Here is a 19,192-nt window from a genome sequence, read left to right as displayed (position 1 = left end):
GTTGGCAAACGTGTTATACTAAGAGTAAGAATATGAAAAGTGAGGCGGGGAAATATCTTCGCCTCTTGCTTATGAGGAGGTGGACGCAATCGCAACAATCGTAGAATTAGTCAGAGAAGTTGTAGAACCTGTCATAGAAGCGCCTTTCGAACTCGTTGATATCGAGTATGGAAAGATTGGCAGTGACATGATTCTCAGTATTTTTGTAGATAAACCTGAAGGAATTACCTTGAACGACACGGCAGACTTGACAGAAATTATCAGTCCTGTCCTAGACACCATCAAGCCAGATCCCTTCCCAGAACAATATTTCCTAGAAATCACCAGTCCAGGCTTGGAACGTCCTTTGAAAACCAAGGATGCCGTCGCTGGAGCGGTTGGGAAATACATCCATGTCGGGCTCTACCAAGCCATCGATAAGCAAAAGGTCTTTGAAGGAACCTTGTTGGCCTTCGAAGAGGACGAGTTGACTATGGAATATATGGACAAGACGCGTAAGAAAACCGTCCAAATTCCATACAGTTTGGTATCAAAAGCACGTTTAGCAGTTAAATTATAGAAAAAGAAAGGATAGCTTTTGAGAATTCAAAAGTGAAGAAAACATGAGTAAAGAAATGCTAGAGGCCTTCCGCATTTTGGAAGAAGACAAGGGAATCAAAAAAGAAGATATCATCGACGCAGTAGTAGAGTCGCTTCGTTCCGCTTATCGCAGACGCTATGGTCAATCAGACAGTGTAGCTATTGACTTCAACGAAAAAACAGGTGATTTTACCGTTTATACTGTCCGTGAAGTTGTAGATGAAGTATTTGATAGCCGTTTGGAAATCAGCTTGAAAGATGCTCTTGCCATTAATTCAGCCTATGAGCTTGGGGACAAAATCAAGTTTGAAGAAGCACCAGGTGAGTTTGGTCGTGTAGCAGCCCAATCTGCCAAACAAACCATCATGGAAAAAATGCGCAAGCAAACACGTGCCATCACTTACAATACTTACAAAGAGCATGAACAAGAAATCATGTCTGGTACAGTAGAACGCTTTGACAACCGCTTTATCTATGTCAACCTTGGTAGCATCGAAGCCCAATTGTCAAAACAAGACCAAATTCCTGGAGAAGTTTTTGCTTCTCATGATCGTATTGAAGTCTATGTTTACAAGGTTGAAGACAACCCTCGTGGTGTGAACGTCTTTGTTAGCCGTAGCCATCCAGAAATGATCAAACGTTTGATGGAACAAGAAATTCCTGAGGTCTATGACGGAACTGTTGAGATTATGAGCGTGGCTCGTGAAGCTGGCGACCGTACTAAGGTTGCAGTTCGTAGCCACAATCCAAACGTGGACGCTATTGGTACAATCGTTGGACGTGGTGGTGCTAACATCAAGAAAATTACTAGCAAATTCCACCCAGCTCGCTACGATGCTAAGAGCGATCGTATGGTTCCAATCGAAGAAAACATCGATGTTATCGAGTGGGTAGCAGATCCAGCTGAATTTATCTACAATGCCATTGCTCCTGCAGAGGTTGACCAAGTTATCTTTGACGAAAACGACAGCAAACGTGCTTTGGTGGTTGTTCCTGATAACAAGCTTTCTCTTGCCATTGGTCGTCGTGGACAAAACGTGCGCTTGGCGGCTCACTTGACTGGTTACCGTATCGATATCAAGTCTGCTAGCGAATTTGAAGCCATGGAAGAAGCTGGTTCGGTAGATTTGGAAGCAGAAAACGATACTGTAGAAGAATAAAAGCTGCTAGAGGAGGGAAAGATGAAAACGAGAAAAATCCCTTTGCGCAAGTCTGTCGTGTCCAATGAAGTGATTGATAAGCGGGATTTGCTCCGCATTGTCAAAAACAAGGAAGGACAAGTCTTTATCGATCCGACAGGCAAGGCCAATGGCCGTGGCGCTTATATCAAACTAGACAATGCAGAAGCCCTAGAGGCGAAAAAGAAGAAGGTCTTTAACCGCAGCTTTAGCATGGAAGTGGATGAAAGCTTTTATGACAAGTTGATCGCTTATGTGGATCACAAAGTGAAAAGAAGAGAGTTAGGACTTGAATAAGCAAAAGATAAGTAATCTCTTGGGACTCGCTCAGCGAGCAGGGCGGATCATATCGGGTGAAGAATTGGTGGTCAAGGCCATTCAAGACGGCAAGGCCAAGTTGGTCTTTCTAGCCCATGATGCTGGACCCAATCTGACCAAGAAGATTCAAGATAAAAGTCATTATTATCAAGTAGAAATTGTAACCGTGTTTTCAACACTGGAATTAAGCATAGCAGTCGGGAAATCGAGAAAGGTTTTGGCTGTGACAGATGCTGGATTTACAAAGAAAATGAGGTCTCTTATGGAATAGAAGAGGAGGACATGATTTGTCTAAGAAAAGATTGTACGAAATCGCAAAAGAACTTGGAAAAGAAAGTAAAGAAGTTGTAGCGCGTGCAAAAGAGTTGGGCTTGGATGTGAAAAGCCACTCATCAAGTGTGGAAGAAGCTGTCGCTGCAAAAATCGCTGCCAGCTTTAAGCCTGCAGCTGCTCCGAAAGCAGAAGCAAAACCTGCAGCACCAAAAGCAAGTGCAGAAAAGAAAGCCGAAAAATCTGAGCCAGCTAAACCAGCTGTAGCTAAGGAAGAGGCAAAACCTGCTGAGCCAGTCGCTCCGAAGGCAGACAAAGTAGCAGCTAAACCGCAAAGCCGTAATTTCAAGGCTGAGCGTGAAGCCCGTGCCAAAGAGCAGGCAGAACGACGCAAGCAAAATAAAGGCAATAACCGTGACCAACAACAAAACGGAAACCGTCAGAAAAACGACGGCCGTAATGGTGGAAAACAAGGTCAAGGAAACCGCGACAATCGTCGCTTTAATGACCAAGCTAAGAAACAGCAAGGTCAGCAAAATCGTGGAAACGATCGTCGTCAGCAAGAGGACAAACGTCCAAATCAAGCGGCTCCACGTGTTGACTTTAAAGCCCGTGCAGCGGCCCTAAAAGCAGAGCAAAATGCAGAATATGCCCGTTCAAGTGAGGAACGTTTCAAGCAGACTCAGGCTGCCAAAGAAGCCTTGGCCCAAGCTAACAAACGCAAGGAGCCAGAGGAAATCTTTGAAGAAGTGGCTAAGTTAGCTGAACAAGCGCAACAAGTTCAAGCAGTGCTTGAAACAGCTCCTGTAGCTAAAGAAGCACCAGTGGATACACGTCGTAAGAAGCAAGCTCGACCAGACAAAGAACGTGATGATTTCGATCACGAAGAAGATGGTCCTAGAAAACAACAAAAGAATCGAAGTAGTCAAAATCAAGTGAGAAATCAAAAGAATAGTAACTGGAATAACAACAAAAAGAACAAAAAAGGCAATAACAAGAACAACCGTAATCAGACTCCAAAACCTGTTACGGAGCGTAAATTCCATGAATTGCCAACAGAATTTGAATATACAGATGGTATGACTGTTGCGGAAATCGCAAAACGTATCAAACGTGAACCAGCTGAAATCGTTAAGAAACTCTTTATGATGGGTGTCATGGCCACACAAAACCAATCCTTGGATGGGGAAACAATTGAACTCCTCATGGTAGATTATGGTATCGAAGCCAAACAAAAGGTTGAAGTGGATAATGCCGACATCGAACGTTTCTTTGTCGAAGATGGTTATCTCAATGAAGATGAATTGGTTGAGCGTCCACCAGTTGTAACCATCATGGGACACGTTGACCACGGTAAAACAACACTTCTAGATACCCTTCGTAACTCTCGTGTTGCGACAGGTGAAGCAGGTGGTATCACGCAGCATATCGGTGCCTACCAAATCGTTGAAAATGGCAAGAAGATTACCTTCCTTGACACACCAGGACACGCGGCCTTTACATCTATGCGTGCACGTGGTGCTTCTGTTACCGATATTACGATCTTGGTCGTAGCGGCAGATGATGGTGTTATGCCTCAGACCATTGAAGCCATCAACCACTCAAAAGCGGCCAACGTTCCAATCATCGTAGCCATTAACAAGATTGATAAACCAGGTGCTAACCCAGAACGCGTTATCGGTGAATTGGCTGAGCATGGTGTTATGTCAACAGCTTGGGGTGGAGATTCTGAATTTGTTGAAATCTCAGCTAAATTCAACCAAAACATCGAAGAATTGTTGGAAACAGTCCTTCTTGTGGCTGAAATCCAAGAACTTAAGGCAGACCCAACAGTGCGTGCGATCGGTACAGTTATAGAAGCTCGCTTGGATAAAGGAAAAGGTGCGGTCGCAACCCTTCTTGTTCAACAAGGTACCTTGAATGTCCAAGACCCAATCGTTGTCGGAAATACCTTCGGTCGTGTCCGTGCTATGACCAACGACCTTGGTCGTCGTGTTAAGGTAGCAGGTCCATCAACACCAGTTTCAATCACAGGTTTGAATGAAGCGCCAATGGCAGGTGACCACTTTGCCGTTTATGAGGATGAAAAATCTGCGCGTGCAGCAGGTGAAGAGCGTGCCAAACGTGCCCTCATGAAACAACGTCAAGCTACACAACGTGTTAGCCTTGAAAATCTCTTTGATACCCTTAAAGCTGGTGAACTCAAGTCAGTTAACGTCATCATCAAGGCCGATGTACAAGGTTCTGTTGAAGCCCTTTCTGCCTCACTTCAAAAGATCGACGTGGAAGGTGTCAAAGTTACCATCGTTCACTCTGCGGTCGGTGCTATCAACGAATCAGACGTGACCCTTGCAGAAGCTTCAAATGCCTTTATCGTTGGTTTTAACGTACGTCCTACACCACAAGCTCGTCAACAAGCCGATGCTGACGATGTAGAAATCCGTCTCCACAGCATTATCTACAAAGTTATCGAAGAGATGGAAGAAGCTATGAAAGGGATGCTTGATCCGGAATTCGAAGAAAAAATCATCGGTGAAGCTCTTATCCGTGAGACCTTCAAGGTATCTAAAGTGGGAACTATCGGTGGATTTATGGTTATCAACGGTAAGGTTACCCGTGACTCTAAAGTCCGTGTTATCCGTGACGGTGTTGTTATCTATGACGGTGAACTCGCAAGCTTGAAACACTACAAAGACGACGTTAAAGAAGTTACAAACGGTCGTGAAGGTGGATTGATGATTGACGGTTATAATGATATCAAGATGGATGATGTTATTGAGGCTTATGTCATGGAAGAAATCAAGAGATAATAGAGAAACGATAGCTCATTTGACTCGTCGTCAACAGCGCCTTGATGAACCCTCAGTTCTATCTAAGGCTTGTTTCCTAGATTCAAATGGCTCTAGTTTCTCTATCTAATAGAAATAGCTAGGTCTGCTGGCCTAGCTTTTGGTTCAAAGTAGAGAAAGGAATATCATGGCAAATCATTTCCGTACGGATCGTGTGGGCATGGAAATCAAGCGTGAAGTCAATGAGATTTTGCAAAAGAAAGTCCGTGATCCGCGTGTCCAAGGGGTAACCATCACAGATGTTCAGATGCTAGGAGACTTGTCTGTTGCCAAGGTTTACTACACCATTTTGAGTAACCTTGCTTCGGATAATCAGAAAGCTCAAATCGGGCTTGAAAAAGCAACTGGGACCATCAAACGTGAACTTGGTTGCAATTTGAAATTATACAAAATCCCAGATTTGACCTTCGTCAAAGACGAGTCCATCGAGTATGGAAACAAGATTGACGAGATGCTACGCAATCTGGATAAAAACTAAAGAAGAGGGGTAACCCTCTTTTTTGGTGCTTGGATTCTTCTAGATATCAATAGCTGTATTTGTAATTGCAAAAAACAGTTTAAAAAATTTGTAAATACCTTATAGTATGATATGATAAAGTTTAATACGAATGATAAATGGAGATAGAGATGGGCAAACAAGAGTTAGCGATGCAAGTGCTGCAACAAGTGGTGAAATTACCCATGGTCAAAGTTGATCGAGAAAAATTTTTAGTTGACAAGTTTTCTAAAGAGTTAGATCGAAAGGATATTGCTACATTATTGGAAAAAGGTCCGACCTCTTTGTTAACAAAGGAAAATTTGGATCGAGTTGCTAAGACCTGTATTAAGGACAATGTTCTACGAGCAAGCGGGACTTCGATTTTGGCAGGTTTACCTGGTGGTATTGCCATGGCAATCACTATTCCAACAGATGTAGTTCAGTTTTATGCTTTTTCATTAAAGTTGGCCCAAGAACTAGGCTATATTTATGGATTTGATGATCTTTGGGAATCCCGTGATGAATTGAGCGAGGATGCTCAAAATACACTCTTGCTTTATCTCGGTGTCATGCTAGGGGTAAATGGAGCAGGGGCTTTACTTCGCTCTGGAGGTGTAACAGTTGCCAAGCATGTGATGAAGACGATTCCGCAGAAAGCTTTGACAAAGACACTTTGGTATCCTATTCTGGAAAAAGTTTTGAAAATTTTTGGAGTCAGCTTGACAAAGGGAGGCTTGGCTAAGGGAATGGGAAAAGTGATTCCTATTTTAGGAGGTGTCCTTTCTGGTGGCTTAACCTTTGCGACCATGAAGCCGATGGGGGAAAGACTGCAAAAGGAATTATCCAAATTAGTTAATTATAATGAAGGGCAGTATCAAATAGATATTGATACTATCCGAAAAGAAGCTGAAATCATCGAAGGTGAGTAATATGGGACTTATAAAAACTCTAGCTAAAACTTACGGGAATTACTTTTTGACCATGCAAGGTGTAAAAGTAATGAAAACGATAAAGAAAGATGACCATTCCGTTGTCGGTTTTGGGAAACTCTTTATTGCAGACAAGTTAATGGATACGGCTCGGTGGCTCATCAAGTCAGAGGATAAAAAATGAAATTTTTCTGGGGACTTCTTGCCATTATTTTTATCAAACCGATTATTGGAATTATGAAATTCCTGTGGATGATCATCTCTTTTGCAGTCCAATTGCTGTTTTACAAGCTATTATTTAAGATATTGGATTGGCTCTTTAAGCTTATTTAGATACTAATCCAAGTCGCAGATAACTAGCAGGAACTTTACTGCTAGTTTTTTAATCTCTTTCCTTGTGGTATAATAAAAGCAGTAAAATCATTTTAGAACATTCAATGGAGGTCGTCATGGATAATATCATCGATGTGTCAATTCCCGTTGCAGAAGTGGTGGACAAGCATCCAGAAGTCTTGGAAATCCTAGTGGAGCTGGGTTTTAAACCCCTTGCCAATCCTTTGATGCGCAACACAGTCGGTCGCAAAGTATCGCTTAAGCAGGGTTCTAAGCTTGAAGGAACTCCTATGGACAAGATTGTTCGCACTCTGGAAGCGAATGGCTACGAAGTGATTGGGTTAGACTAATGGCAGATGAACGGATTCATGTCCTACGGGATATTTTGTTAGAATTGCATAATGGCGCCTCTCCTGAATCAGTTCAGGGGCGCTTTGATGCGACTTTTACAGGTGTTTCAGCCATCGAGATTTCTCTCATGGAGCACGAGCTGATGAACTCAGACTCAGGTGTCACCTTTGAAGATGTTATGGAACTTTGTGATGTCCATGCCAATCTTTTTAAAAATGCTATCAAAGGTGTCGAAGTAGAGGATACTGAGCATCCAGGCCACCCAGTTCGGATTTTCAAAGAAGAAAATCTGGCTCTCCGTGCAGCTTTAATTCGCATTCGTAGATTGTTAGATACCTATGAGTCTATGGAAGATGAAGAAATGCTTGCGGAGATGCGAAAGGGTTTGGTGCGTCAGATGGGACTTTTGGGGCAATTTGACATCCACTACCAGCGTAAGGAAGAACTCTTCTTTCCTATCATGGAGCGCTATGGACACGACTCACCTCCTAAAGTTATGTGGGGAGTGGATGATCAGATCAGGGAACTCTTTCAAACAGTTTTAGCGACAGCCAACTCATTACCAGAAGTGTCGATTAGCACTGTAAAAGAAGCTTTTGAAGCTTTTGCGACAGAGTTTGAAAGTATGATTTTCAAGGAAGAGTCCATCCTTCTCATGATTCTCCTTGAGTCCTTTACTCAGGATGACTGGCTTCAGATTGCGGGGGAGAGCGATGCCTATGGTTATGCCATCATCCGCCCGTCTGAGAAATGGGTTCCAGAACGACAGAGCTTCGTTGAGGAAAAGAGTGCAGAGGAGCCCGTGCAACTAGATACAGCTGAAGGCCAAGTGCAACAAGTTATTGATACGCCAGAAGGGCAGTTTACCATTACCTTTACCCCTAAGGAAAAGGAAGCAGTGCTGGACCGCCATAGTCAACAGGCTTTTGGTAATGGCTATCTCTCAGTCGAGCAGGCCAATCTCATCCTCAATCATCTCCCTATGGAGATTACCTTTGTCAATAAAGATGATATTTTCCAGTATTACAATGACAATACACCAGCTGACGAGATGATTTTCAAACGGACACCGTCCCAAGTTGGGCGCAATGTTGAACTTTGCCATCCACCTAAGTACTTGGACAAGGTCAAGACCATCATGAAGGGACTTCGTGAGGGAAGCAAAGACAAGTATGAAATGTGGTTCAAGTCAGAGTCGCGAGGCAAGTTTGTCCACATCACTTATGCTGCAGTGCACGATGAAGAGGGAGAATTCCAAGGTGTGCTAGAATACGTTCAGGATATCCAGCCCTACCGTGAGATTGATACGGACTATTTCCGTGGATTAGAATAAGGAGAAAAAATGAGTTACGAACAAGAATTTATGAAGGAATTTGAAGCTTGGGTCAATACCCAAATCATGATTAACGACATGGCGCACAAGGAAAGTCAAAAAGTTTACGAAGAAGACCAGGACGAGCGTGCCAAAGATGCCATGATTCGCTACGAAAGTCGTTTGGATGCTTATCAGTTCTTGCTTGGTAAGTTTGAAAACTTCAAAGCAGGTAAGGGATTCCATGATTTACCAGAGGGATTGTTTGGTGAGCGGAATTATTAAATGAGATAGATTCTTGATTTTTTACTAAAATCTTGATAGAATATTTATATTAAATCCTTGTCAGAGCAGGGGTTTTTTATTGAAAGGATTTTATCATGTCAAAGAAACTCAATCGTAAAAAACAATTACGAAATAGCCTCCGTCGAGCAGGTGCCTTTTCAAGTACTGTGACTAAGGTTGTAGAAGAGACAAAGAAAGTCGTAAAACGTGCTGAGCAGTCAGCAAGCGAAGCTGGTAAGGCTGTTTCTAAAAAAGTTGAACAAGCAGTAGAAGCTACCAAAGAGCAAGCTCAAAAAGTAGCCAATTCTGTAGAAGATTTTGCAGCAAACTTGGGTGGACTTCCACTTGACCGTGCTAAAACCTTCTATGATGAAGGAATCAAGTCTGCTTCAGATTTCAAAAATTGGACTGAAAAAGAACTCCTTGCCTTGAAAGGAATCGGCCCAGCTACCATTAAGAAATTGAAAGAAAACGGCATCAAGTTCAAGTAATTTTTCTTGTTCCTTGCATTTCCGAAAAAATCTTGCTACAATAGAGCCATTAGAGGTGTTTTGAATCCCACATTTTACAGAAAGTGGCGGTGCTGAGAAGTCCACAAATGTGTCAAAACTAGTTGCTAATGGATGAAAAATTGAAATAAAAGTGTCTTTTTGTTTTAAAGACGAGAGTTGCGGGCCTTGCCCGAAATTGGGTGGTACCGCGGATAAATACATTCGTCCCTGTCATGTAGATGGCAGGGATGATTTTTTGTAGAAAGCGAGGTATAAGGATGACAAGAACTGAACTGCCAGAACGATTAGAAACCGAACGGCTTGTCTTACGCGTCCGTACGGTGGCGGATGCCGAAGATATTTATGCCTACGCTAGTCTCCCAGAGGTCGCCTACCCAGCAGGTTTTCTACCCGTCAAGACCTTGGAAGATGAGATTTACTATCTGGAGCATATTCTACCCGAGCGCAATCAAAAGGAAAATCTCCCAGCTGGCTACGGAATTGTCGTCAAAGGAACCGATAAAGTCATCGGCTCTGTTGATTTCAACCATCGGCACGAAGACAATGTACTGGAGATTGGCTATACCTTGCACCCAGACTATTGGGGACGAGGTTATGTACCAGAAGCAGCGCGAGCTTTGATTGACCTAGGCTTTAAAGAATTAGGTCTTCACAAGATTGAGCTAACTTGTTTTGGCTCCAATGTCCAAAGTCAACGAGTCGCAGAAAAGCTTAGATTTACCCTCGAAGCTCGAATAAGAGACAGAAAGGATGTTCAAAGAAACCGCTGTGACAGTCTGATATATGGTTTGCTGAAAAGTGAGTGGGAGGTGATTTGATGCATCTTTTCATCATTGGGGCTCCGGCTTCTGGGAAAATGACCATTGGTCAAGAACTATCTCGACTGACGGATTCTACCCTCTTTTATAACCATCAAGCCATCGATTTTGCACTAGAAATCTATCAGGACTTTACAGAGGAAATGTGGGAATTTGTTCGTGGGATCACCTTTTCTTTTCTTGGAACAAGTGCAAGAAATCAGCGATCAGTAATTTTAACAGACGTAATTGATTTTTCAAATCAGTACCAGCTGCTGTATTTGAAGCAAATTCAGGATTTGTTGGATGACTATCATCAAGAGATTCTTTTTGTGGAGTTGGAAACAAGTCTTGAGGAGCGCTTACATCGAAATCGAACGGAGAATCGATTAAAGCACAAACCCTTAAAACGACATATTGAGGTATCTGAAAGAGAAATTTTAGAGACCGCTGAAACACTTCAATTAAATTCCCAACATCAACCGAATGAGTTGTACCACTACCTTAAAATAAATAATACGAATTTGTCTGCAGAAGAAGCTGCTAAGCAAATTCAAAATAAAATGAACAAAATAGAGAAAGGACAAACACATGTCTAAAGAACTTTCACCTAAATACAATCCAGCCGAGGTTGAGGCTGGTCGTTACCAAAAATGGCTTGACGAAGATGTTTTCAAGCCTTCAGGAGATCAAAAGGCTAAGCCTTATTCAATCGTGATTCCACCACCAAACGTAACTGGGAAACTCCACCTTGGTCACGCTTGGGATACAACGTTGCAAGATATCATTATCCGTCAAAAACGCATGCAAGGTTTTGATACGCTTTGGCTTCCTGGTATGGACCACGCTGGGATTGCGACTCAGGCTAAGGTTGAGGAGCGCTTACGTGGTGAGGGTATTACGCGTTATGACCTAGGTCGTGAAAAATTCCTCGACAAGGTCTGGGAATGGAAAGACGAATATGCCACTACTATCAAGGAACAATGGGGCAAGATGGGGCTCTCTGTAGACTACTCTCGTGAGCGTTTCACTCTTGACGAAGGTTTGTCAAAAGCTGTTCGTAAGGTCTTTGTGGACCTTTACAAGAAAGGTTGGATCTATCGTGGTGAATTCATCATCAACTGGGACCCAGCAGCTCGCACTGCCCTTTCTGATATCGAAGTTATCCATAAGGATGTGGAAGGTGCCTTCTACCACATGAACTACATGCTGGAAGATGGCTCACGCGCTCTTGAAGTGGCGACAACTCGTCCTGAGACTATGTTTGGGGACGTTGCCGTTGCGGTCAATCCAGAAGACCCACGCTACAAGGACTTGATCGATAAAAACGTCATCCTTCCAATTGCTAATAAACTCATCCCAATCGTTGGAGATGAGCATGCTGATCCTGAGTTTGGTACAGGTGTCGTGAAAATCACACCTGCCCATGATCCAAACGACTTCTTGGTTGGTCAACGCCATAACTTGCCACAAGTCAACGTCATGAACGATGACGGAACTATGAATGACTTGGCCTTTGAATTTGCAGGCATGGACCGTTTTGAAGCTCGTAAGGCGGTCGTTGCTAAGCTGGAAGAAATCGGTGCCCTCGTTAAAATCGAAAAACGTGTCCACAGTGTTGGTCACTCAGAACGTACAGGTGTTGTGGTCGAACCACGCTTGTCAACGCAATGGTTCGTCAAGATGGACCAATTGGCCAAGAATGCTATTGCCAACCAAGACACAGAGGACAAGGTCGAATTCTACCCACCTCGTTTCAACGATACTTTCCTTCAATGGATGGAAAATGTCCACGACTGGGTAATCTCTCGTCAGCTCTGGTGGGGTCACCAAATCCCTGCTTGGTACAATGCTGAGGGTGAAATGTATGTCGGTGAAGAAGCGCCAGAAGGTGACGGATGGACTCAGGACGAAGATGTATTGGATACTTGGTTTAGTTCTGCCCTTTGGCCATTCTCAACCATGGGCTGGCCTGATGTCGACTCAGCAGACTTCAAACGTTATTATCCAACATCAACTTTGGTGACTGGTTATGATATTATCCCGTTCTGGGTATCTCGAATGATTTTCCAAGGTTTGGAATTTACTGGCAAGTCGCCATTCAAAAATGCCTTGATTCATGGTCTCATTCGTGATGAGGAAGGCCGTAAGATGTCGAAATCTCTCGGTAACGGGATTGATCCAATGGATGTTATTGATAAGTACGGAACAGATAGCCTTCGTTGGTTCCTTTCAAACGGTTCTGCACCAGGGCAAGACGTCCGCTTCTCTTACGAGAAAATGGATGCTTCATGGAACTTCATTAACAAGATCTGGAACATCTCTCGCTACATCCTCATGAACAATGAAGGCTTGACTCTTGAGCAAGCAACTGCCAATGTGGAAAAAGTTGTTAACAAGGAAGCTGGAAACGTTACAGACCGCTGGATTCTCCACAACCTCAATGAAACCATCGGAAAAGCTACTGCTAACTTTGATAAGTTTGAGTTTGGTGTGGCTGGCCACATCCTCTACAACTTCATCTGGGATGAGTTTGCGGACTGGTACGTTGAATTGACCAAGGAAGTCCTTTATAGCGATAACGAAGAAGAGAAAGTCATCACACGTTCTGTTCTCCTTTACACTCTGGACAAGATCCTTCGTCTCCTTCACCCAATCATGCCATTTGTGACAGAGGAAATCTTTGGACAAATCTCAGAAGGCTCTATCGTGACAGCAGAATACCCAACTGTTAACCCAGCCTTTGAAGACTTGGCTGCTCACACAGGTGTGGAAAGCCTCAAAGACTTGATTCGTGCTGTTCGTAATGCGCGTGCAGAAGTAAATGTAGCACCAAGCAAGCCAATTACCATCCTTGTTAAGACAAGCGATAGCGACTTGGAAGCCTTCTTTAACAGCAATGTCAACTATATCAAACGCTTCACAAATCCAGAACACTTGGAAATCGCATCAACTATTCCTGCACCTGAACTTGCTATGTCAAGCGTCATCACAGGAGCAGAAATCTACTTGCCACTGGCAGACCTCCTCAATGTCGAAGAAGAACTGGCTCGTCTCGACAAGGAACTCGCTAAATGGCAAAAAGAATTGGATATGGTCGGCAAGAAGCTCTCTAACGAACGCTTCGTAGCCAATGCCAAACCAGAAGTCGTCCAAAAAGAACGCGACAAACAAGCCGACTACCAAGCTAAATACGATGCGACCGTAGCACGTATCGATGAGATGAAGAAACTCGTTAAATAAACACAGAAACACGGTGATGAGCCGTGTTTTTTTGGTATAATGGAAACTGAGAATATTTTTTGAAAAGGGTAAGAAATGATAGAAGTTGTAGATTTATTTTCTGGTGCTGGAGGATTGACTTTTGGCTTTCAGAATACAATTAAAAATAATAAATTTGTTTCCCGAAATGACTTTAACATTAGATTTGCAAATGAATTCAATCATGATGCAGCAGAAGCTTTCAGACAAAATTATCCTAGAGTTACTATGATTGAGGAAGACATTGCTAATATAGATGAACAATTTTTAAAATCCAAAGGAATCAGTTCAAAAAGAGTTGATATAGTTATTGGTGGCCCACCTTGTCAGTCCTTTAGTACGGTTGGCAAGAGACAGTATGATAAGAGAGCAAAAATGTATCGTGAATATAGAAGGATACTTTCATTTATCCAACCTAAAATGTTTGTTTTTGAAAATGTTTATGGTTTGCTAACCATGAAAAACGAGCAAAATGGCCCAATTATTCGAAATGTAAAAGAAAGTTTTAAAGATTTATCTAGCTTTGGAGATGTTCATGGATATAGCGTTTATACAGAATTACTTAATGCTAAGGATTACGGTGTTCCACAAAATAGAGAACGCGTCTTTTTGATTGGTGTAAGAAATGATTTAAATATTGAGTTTGAATGGAGTTTTCCAGAAAAGTGTACTTCTGAAAATCCCTTCAATTTAAGAGATGCTATTGGAGATTTACCTAGTTTAGGAAATAATGACAGAGCGGACCAATATGTGGAAGATCCGCAAACAGATTATCAAATTTTAATGAGAGGTAATCAAGATCAATTATTTAATCATGTAAGTCGTAATCATGGACAAAGATTGCAGAAAATTATAGCTGCACTTAAGGAAGGACAAGGTAAGAATGATATAAATAGAATGGTAGAAGATGGTATTTTAGATAAAGATTTATACCTGACTTCTGGCTATAACAATACTTACGGTAGATTGTGGTGGGATAGACCTTCTACTACCATTACAAATAATTTATCAACACCATCTTCTCTTCGTTGCATTCATCCTGAACAAAACAGAGCCTTGACGGCTAGAGAAGGGGCAAGAATTCAATCTTTTCCAGATAATTATAAATTTGTAGGTGGATTGCAAGCTATCAATACTCAAATTGGAAATGCTGTGCCTCCTATTTTGAGTATTCATCTGGCTAATAGAATAAAAAATTTTTTCAAGGAAAATAAATTATAAAGGCGTTTAATTATGATAGAAACTAATAGTATCCCATTCAACTTCTCTTATTTTGCTTTAAACTTGTTAGGAAAGCAAATGTATACTAATAATTGGAGTGCAATATCTGAATTAATAGCTAATGGTTTAGATGCTGGTGCAACAAATGTTAAGCTCTATATAGAATCTATCGATAAAGAGAATTCGATATTAGAAATTTTAGATAATGGTAGTGGAATGAGCTATGAAGATTTATCCACTAAATACGCCTTGATTGGTAGAAATAGACGTATATCAAACGAAGAATTCTCCGAGAAGACAAAGGGAAGAAAAGGTATAGGAAAATTAGCAACATTATTTTTGTCAAAAAAATATTATATAGTTTCTAAGAAGGGAGGAGATGAAACAGCTTGGATGTTAGACTCCACAAATGCATCTGATAGTGATATTCCTGAATTAATTCGTGTTGATATTAATGATGTATCTATTGAAAATAAAAGTGTTTGGGATTCGTTTGAGTCAGGAACTTTGATAAAATCAGTAGGAGTTAATTTATCTGGATTTGCAGAGGGAAAGTTAGATTCTTTGAAGATGACTTTGGCTAATTATTATTTGTTAAACAATATTGGTGCAGTTATCGAAGTGGCGTACAAGACTAGAGTAAAACAGAAGATAGAATTTTCAAAAGTTTCTAAAGTAATTGGATTTAAAAATTTGTATGCTTTTTTTCAAACTTCTGAAGGTATCGTTGAAAATAAATTGCTAAATGACTCAGTGAAAATAAATGCAGATTTAGAGCAAGTATCCAACAAATTACGTAAGGTAAAAAAATTAAATCCATCAGACATTACTAAAATAAATTTGAAAGGGAAAAGGAAGTTTTTAACTTTACAAGGAGATGCAAAGGAATTTAATTATGAATTGACTGGTTGGATAGGGATTCACAGTACAATTAATATGGTGGAAGCGTCTGAAAATACAAAAAACGATCCCAATAATAGATTTATAAGAAATACTGTTTATAAGGCTAATCAGCTAAGACTGTATGTTAGAGATAAATTAGCAGTGTCAGATTTTATGCCACAATTAAATAATACTCAAGCATTTAGTAATTATATAGAAGGGGAAATCTCATTTGATATTTTAGACAATGATTACTTGGAGGATATTTCAACTTCAAATCGTGAAGGATTATCAGGAAATGATGAGAGGATAACTTTATTGATTGAACTGTTAAAACCAATTGTTAATAAGTTGATAAGTGAACGTGTTAGTATTGGTGGTGTAGTTCGCAAAGAAGTGGAAAAAATTCGACAAGAAGAAAAGAAGAAATTAGAAAGAAAAGAACAACTTGCAGAGGAAAAAAGAAAGCAAGCAGAAGAAAATAAAAAAATTGCAGAACAGCAACGTAAGGAGGCTGAGTTAGCCCAAAAATTAGCAGAGATAAAACAAAAGGAAGCAGAAATAGCTAGAGACGTAGCAGAGGAGGAAAGTAAAAGAAAGGATGTTTTAATTGGAAGCAATAATTCTGCGCAACAAAATTTGTTGGCTCATGAATTAACTGGAGTGTATAAAAACATAGATTCAGTAAATAAAAAAATTGTTGCAGATTTTAAATCGACAGATGATTTTGAACGAGTGAGCGAGTATGTTGTTAGTCTAAAAAAATCTTCTGGAAAATTATTTACAATAAAAAATCAAGTACTCAAATTAAATACTTCTGAAGTAAAAGGAAGGAAATACATTAATGTCAAAAGTTATATAAAGAGTTACTTAAACAGTCTTTCTTATAAAAATTTAGAGATTATAATTGATTTTTCAAATAATCCTCATACTTCCAGAGTACATATTTTTGATTTAGGTATGATACTAGATAATTTTATTATAAATGCTATGGATCAACTAGCAGATAAAATTATATTTAAATTCATCGATGAAGAAAATAAATTAGTTATATCTTCTAATAAGCCATTATCTTCTGAAATAGTCAATAAGGACGATATTTTTAGATTAGGATTTACTACTAAAGAGAATGGAACAGGAGTTGGGATGTATATAATTAAACAAACTTGTAAAAAATTTAAATGGGAAATTAATGTGGTTTCAAATACGGAAGAAACAAGCTTTATAATTGAATTAGGTGATAATTAGAAAATGCGTAGAGATATTAGTATTATTTGGTTAGAAGATGAGATGGAAGATGCTTTTCACGATTATTTAAAAATAGTAAAAAAAGCTATAGAAGATAAAGGTTATCAATTATTAGGAGATAATTGTCATTTATGTGAAAGTATTGGAGATGCCAGAAAAGTTTTGGATGATACTTCTAAAAGAATCGATTTCTTTATATCCGATTTTAATTTAGGAGAAGAATATGAGAATGGTATTGATAATGGTATTGAATTTTTAAACGATGTAAGAAGTCGAGAAAAATATAAGCAATTTTTTATTCTTTATTCAAAAAATTATGATGAGATAAAGGAGACAGTAATAACAAAAATTAATGAGGAAGATAATCTAGGATTATTAAATAATACTATGATTATCAACTTATCCTCTCCCAGCGATGAAGTAATTGAACGTGAATTTCAGAAAGCCATTGAAATTAGTCTATCAAAGTGGGATGAACTAAATGCTCTTAGAGGAGAGTATATGAGTGAAAATGCTGAGATAGAATATGAGTTAAAAAAAATATTAAATGTTGACTTAACAGATTCTAGAAATTATAAATCTCTCTATAGAGATTTTAAAAATAATCATCTTAGTAAACGTGATATAACCCACAACACATCATTATTAAATGATTGGATGCAAATGATAGATAAACGTAATTCATTAGCTCATTCTAAAGAAGAATTTAATGATGTAAAAGGCTATGTAATATCAAACATCGATGATAAAAGTATACAAATTGTAGAAGAGAAAATTAACGAAGAGAGAAAATCATTGATACATCTATCAGAACAAGTGAAAGCATTAATAAGAGCAAAACCAAAAAGAATAATCAATAACAAACATTGATGATGAAAGTACCTAATTGTATAAGAGGAAATTGTTGATAAATCCACAGGAGTAAGTAAAAACATAGGGACAAAAAGATATTTTAATATCCAATAAAAAGATAAAATACAATTATTTACAATTATCAAAATACTACTAATATAACTAACATTTTAGAAAGCAGCTTACTACACAACAAACCCTCTACGTTAGAACCGACCTGATAAGTACAACATTGCAGCATTCTCCTCAGGTGTTGGGGGAATTGAGTTTGGATTTGAACAGACCAACGAGTTCAGAGTGGTGTATACCAATGAATTTGATAAGTATGTGCGCAAGATTTATTCGTTTAATCAAACCATTCGTCCAACGGACATTTCAGATGAGTGCATGGAATCTTGAATACAACTTTTTCATTATGTCTCTTCATAGCACTTATTGTGAAGGATTTTTATAATTTACGCCAATTCCATACCCATTTCACCATTTACCGATGACACAGAAAAACAATTGAAAGGAACTTTCTATGCAACCAACTTACAACATTGACAACCCAAACTTGTCTTATGAAGCTAAACGTGATTTATGGCGGATAGGTTTTGGTCTGCAGAAAGTTGACAATCTAGTGCCATCAGCTTATATGGAATCTTTGGCTGAGAAACAGGCTCGGGGTGAACTGACTTATGAGCAGGTTTATGAGGATGCAACGGCTTATCACCATACTATTGATGCAAGTACGGAAGAGGCAGACTTGGTTTCTCTACGTATTGTAGAACTATTGTCTCGAAGAGGCTTTAGCTTCAGTCCTGCGACCTTACTTGCTATTCATAAGGAGTTGTTTCAAGATATATTTGAACCCTCTATTCCGGTGGGGCAATTTCGTCAGACCAATATCACAAAGAATGAACCTGTTTTGAATGGTGAAAGTGTTGTCTACTCTGATTACTCCATGATTCAAATGACCTTGGATTATGATTTTAATCAGGAAAAACAAGTTGCATATGCGACACTAACTCAGGCGGATGTGGTTAAACAAATCCAGCATTTTATTTCAGGAATCTGGCAGATTCATCCATTTCGTGAAGGAAACACTCGGACGGTAACGGTATTTTTGATTCAGTATCTTCGTGAGTTTGGTTTTAATATTGATAATACACCGTTTCAGCAACATGCCAAGTATTTTCGTGATGCCTTGGTATTAGATAATGCAAAGATTTTACAGAGACGTCCTGAGTTTTTAACAGCTTTTTTTGAAAATCTCTTGCTTAGTGGTCAAAACGATCTGTCTTCAGAAAAAATGTATCTAGATTTAGACATCGATCTTTCATAATCCTAATACTGAGTAAACATTGAATTTTAGGAAAAAATGAAGTAAATATTCTCACAAGAAAACGTATATCATCAAAGTTTCAGTGAACTGCACCCCAAAAGTTAGACAGAAAAAATCTAACTTTTGGGGTGTTTTTATTATGAAATTAACTTATGATGATAAAGTTCAGATCTATGAACTTAGAAAACAAGGATATAGCTTAGAGAAGCT

General features: G+C 39.7%; 19 protein-coding genes and 2 pseudogenes. All 21 read left to right on the top strand.

Going from position 1 to position 19,192, the window contains the following annotated elements:
* Positions 1 to 79 precede the first annotated feature (79 nt).
* Entirely contained in the window at positions 80 to 559 is a 480-nt protein-coding gene (rimP, locus tag FJR77_RS03990; RefSeq protein ID WP_001808691.1) for a ribosome maturation factor RimP, read from the top strand.
* A gap of 43 nt (positions 560 to 602) precedes the next feature.
* Positions 603 to 1,739 carry a transcription termination factor NusA gene (gene nusA, locus FJR77_RS03985; protein ID WP_000032290.1) on the top strand — a complete coding sequence of 379 codons (1,137 nt, stop codon included), beginning with the start codon at positions 603 to 605 and terminating at the stop codon, positions 1,737 to 1,739.
* Between the two features lie 21 nt (positions 1,740 to 1,760).
* Positions 1,761 to 2,054, top strand: a complete 294-nt coding sequence (rnpM, locus tag FJR77_RS03980) for an RNase P modulator RnpM (RefSeq protein ID WP_140833425.1) — start codon at positions 1,761 to 1,763, stop codon at positions 2,052 to 2,054.
* A complete protein-coding gene (locus FJR77_RS03975) occupies positions 2,047 to 2,346 on the top strand; it encodes a YlxQ-related RNA-binding protein (RefSeq protein ID WP_001041390.1) in 300 nt (99 codons plus the stop codon). Before rnpM ends, FJR77_RS03975 begins: the two co-directional genes overlap by 8 nt.
* A 16-nt stretch (positions 2,347 to 2,362) precedes the next feature.
* A complete protein-coding gene (infB, locus tag FJR77_RS03970) occupies positions 2,363 to 5,155 on the top strand; it encodes a translation initiation factor IF-2 (protein WP_140833427.1) in 2,793 nt (930 codons plus the stop codon).
* Between the two features lie 166 nt (positions 5,156 to 5,321).
* Positions 5,322 to 5,672: a 30S ribosome-binding factor RbfA gene (rbfA, locus tag FJR77_RS03965; protein WP_140833429.1), complete on the top strand. Its 351-nt coding sequence runs from the start codon at positions 5,322 to 5,324 to the stop codon at positions 5,670 to 5,672.
* Positions 5,673 to 5,821: 149 nt separating this feature from the next.
* Positions 5,822 to 6,601, top strand: a complete 780-nt coding sequence (locus FJR77_RS03960; RefSeq protein WP_140833431.1) for a hypothetical protein — start codon at positions 5,822 to 5,824, stop codon at positions 6,599 to 6,601.
* 1 nt (position 6,602) lies between these two features.
* Positions 6,603 to 6,785, top strand: coding sequence for a hypothetical protein (locus tag FJR77_RS03955; protein WP_140833433.1), 183 nt, complete (start codon positions 6,603 to 6,605; stop codon positions 6,783 to 6,785).
* Between the two features lie 265 nt (positions 6,786 to 7,050).
* Entirely contained in the window at positions 7,051 to 7,284 is a 234-nt protein-coding gene (locus FJR77_RS03950) for a DUF1858 domain-containing protein (RefSeq protein WP_000368739.1), read from the top strand.
* A complete protein-coding gene (locus FJR77_RS03945) occupies positions 7,284 to 8,618 on the top strand; it encodes a DUF438 domain-containing protein (protein ID WP_140833435.1) in 1,335 nt (444 codons plus the stop codon). Before FJR77_RS03950 ends, FJR77_RS03945 begins: the two co-directional genes overlap by 1 nt.
* Positions 8,619 to 8,627: 9 nt before the next feature.
* Positions 8,628 to 8,882, top strand: a complete 255-nt coding sequence (locus FJR77_RS03940; RefSeq protein ID WP_000119707.1) for a DUF1912 family protein — start codon at positions 8,628 to 8,630, stop codon at positions 8,880 to 8,882.
* 95 nt (positions 8,883 to 8,977) lie between these two features.
* Positions 8,978 to 9,373, top strand: a complete 396-nt coding sequence (locus tag FJR77_RS03935; RefSeq protein WP_000038631.1) for a helix-hairpin-helix domain-containing protein — start codon at positions 8,978 to 8,980, stop codon at positions 9,371 to 9,373.
* A gap of 278 nt (positions 9,374 to 9,651) precedes the next feature.
* A complete protein-coding gene (locus tag FJR77_RS03930; protein ID WP_140833438.1) occupies positions 9,652 to 10,212 on the top strand; it encodes a GNAT family N-acetyltransferase in 561 nt (186 codons plus the stop codon).
* The gene (locus FJR77_RS03925; RefSeq protein ID WP_140833440.1) at positions 10,212 to 10,790 is read left to right on the top strand and encodes an AAA family ATPase; all 579 of its coding nucleotides are present in this window, start codon (positions 10,212 to 10,214) and stop codon (positions 10,788 to 10,790) included. The genes FJR77_RS03930 and FJR77_RS03925 overlap by 1 nt, the downstream gene beginning before the upstream one ends.
* Positions 10,783 to 13,434, top strand: a complete 2,652-nt coding sequence (locus FJR77_RS03920; RefSeq protein ID WP_140833442.1) for a valine--tRNA ligase — start codon at positions 10,783 to 10,785, stop codon at positions 13,432 to 13,434. Before FJR77_RS03925 ends, FJR77_RS03920 begins: the two co-directional genes overlap by 8 nt.
* Positions 13,435 to 13,509: 75 nt before the next feature.
* Positions 13,510 to 14,673 carry a DNA cytosine methyltransferase gene (locus FJR77_RS03915; protein WP_140833444.1) on the top strand — a complete coding sequence of 388 codons (1,164 nt, stop codon included), beginning with the start codon at positions 13,510 to 13,512 and terminating at the stop codon, positions 14,671 to 14,673.
* 12 nt (positions 14,674 to 14,685) lie between these two features.
* Positions 14,686 to 16,803: an ATP-binding protein gene (locus tag FJR77_RS03910; RefSeq protein WP_140833446.1), complete on the top strand. Its 2,118-nt coding sequence runs from the start codon at positions 14,686 to 14,688 to the stop codon at positions 16,801 to 16,803.
* 3 nt (positions 16,804 to 16,806) lie between these two features.
* Positions 16,807 to 17,673, top strand: coding sequence for a hypothetical protein (locus FJR77_RS03905; RefSeq protein ID WP_140833448.1), 867 nt, complete (start codon positions 16,807 to 16,809; stop codon positions 17,671 to 17,673).
* A gap of 213 nt (positions 17,674 to 17,886) precedes the next feature.
* A pseudogene (locus FJR77_RS03900) lies at positions 17,887 to 18,036 on the top strand (DNA cytosine methyltransferase); the annotation flags it as partial.
* A 142-nt stretch (positions 18,037 to 18,178) separates the two neighbouring features.
* Positions 18,179 to 18,982, top strand: coding sequence for a Fic/DOC family protein (locus FJR77_RS03895; protein WP_140833450.1), 804 nt, complete (start codon positions 18,179 to 18,181; stop codon positions 18,980 to 18,982).
* Positions 18,983 to 19,121: 139 nt separating this feature from the next.
* Positions 19,122 to 19,192, top strand: a pseudogene (locus FJR77_RS03885) (transposase); the annotation flags it as partial.

The sequence above is a fragment of the Streptococcus shenyangsis genome, assembly GCF_006385785.1.
In the GTDB taxonomy this organism is placed as follows: domain Bacteria; phylum Bacillota; class Bacilli; order Lactobacillales; family Streptococcaceae; genus Streptococcus; species Streptococcus shenyangsis.
Note: the sequence above shows the minus strand (reverse complement) of the source record. Positions and strands in the feature narration are given on the sequence as shown.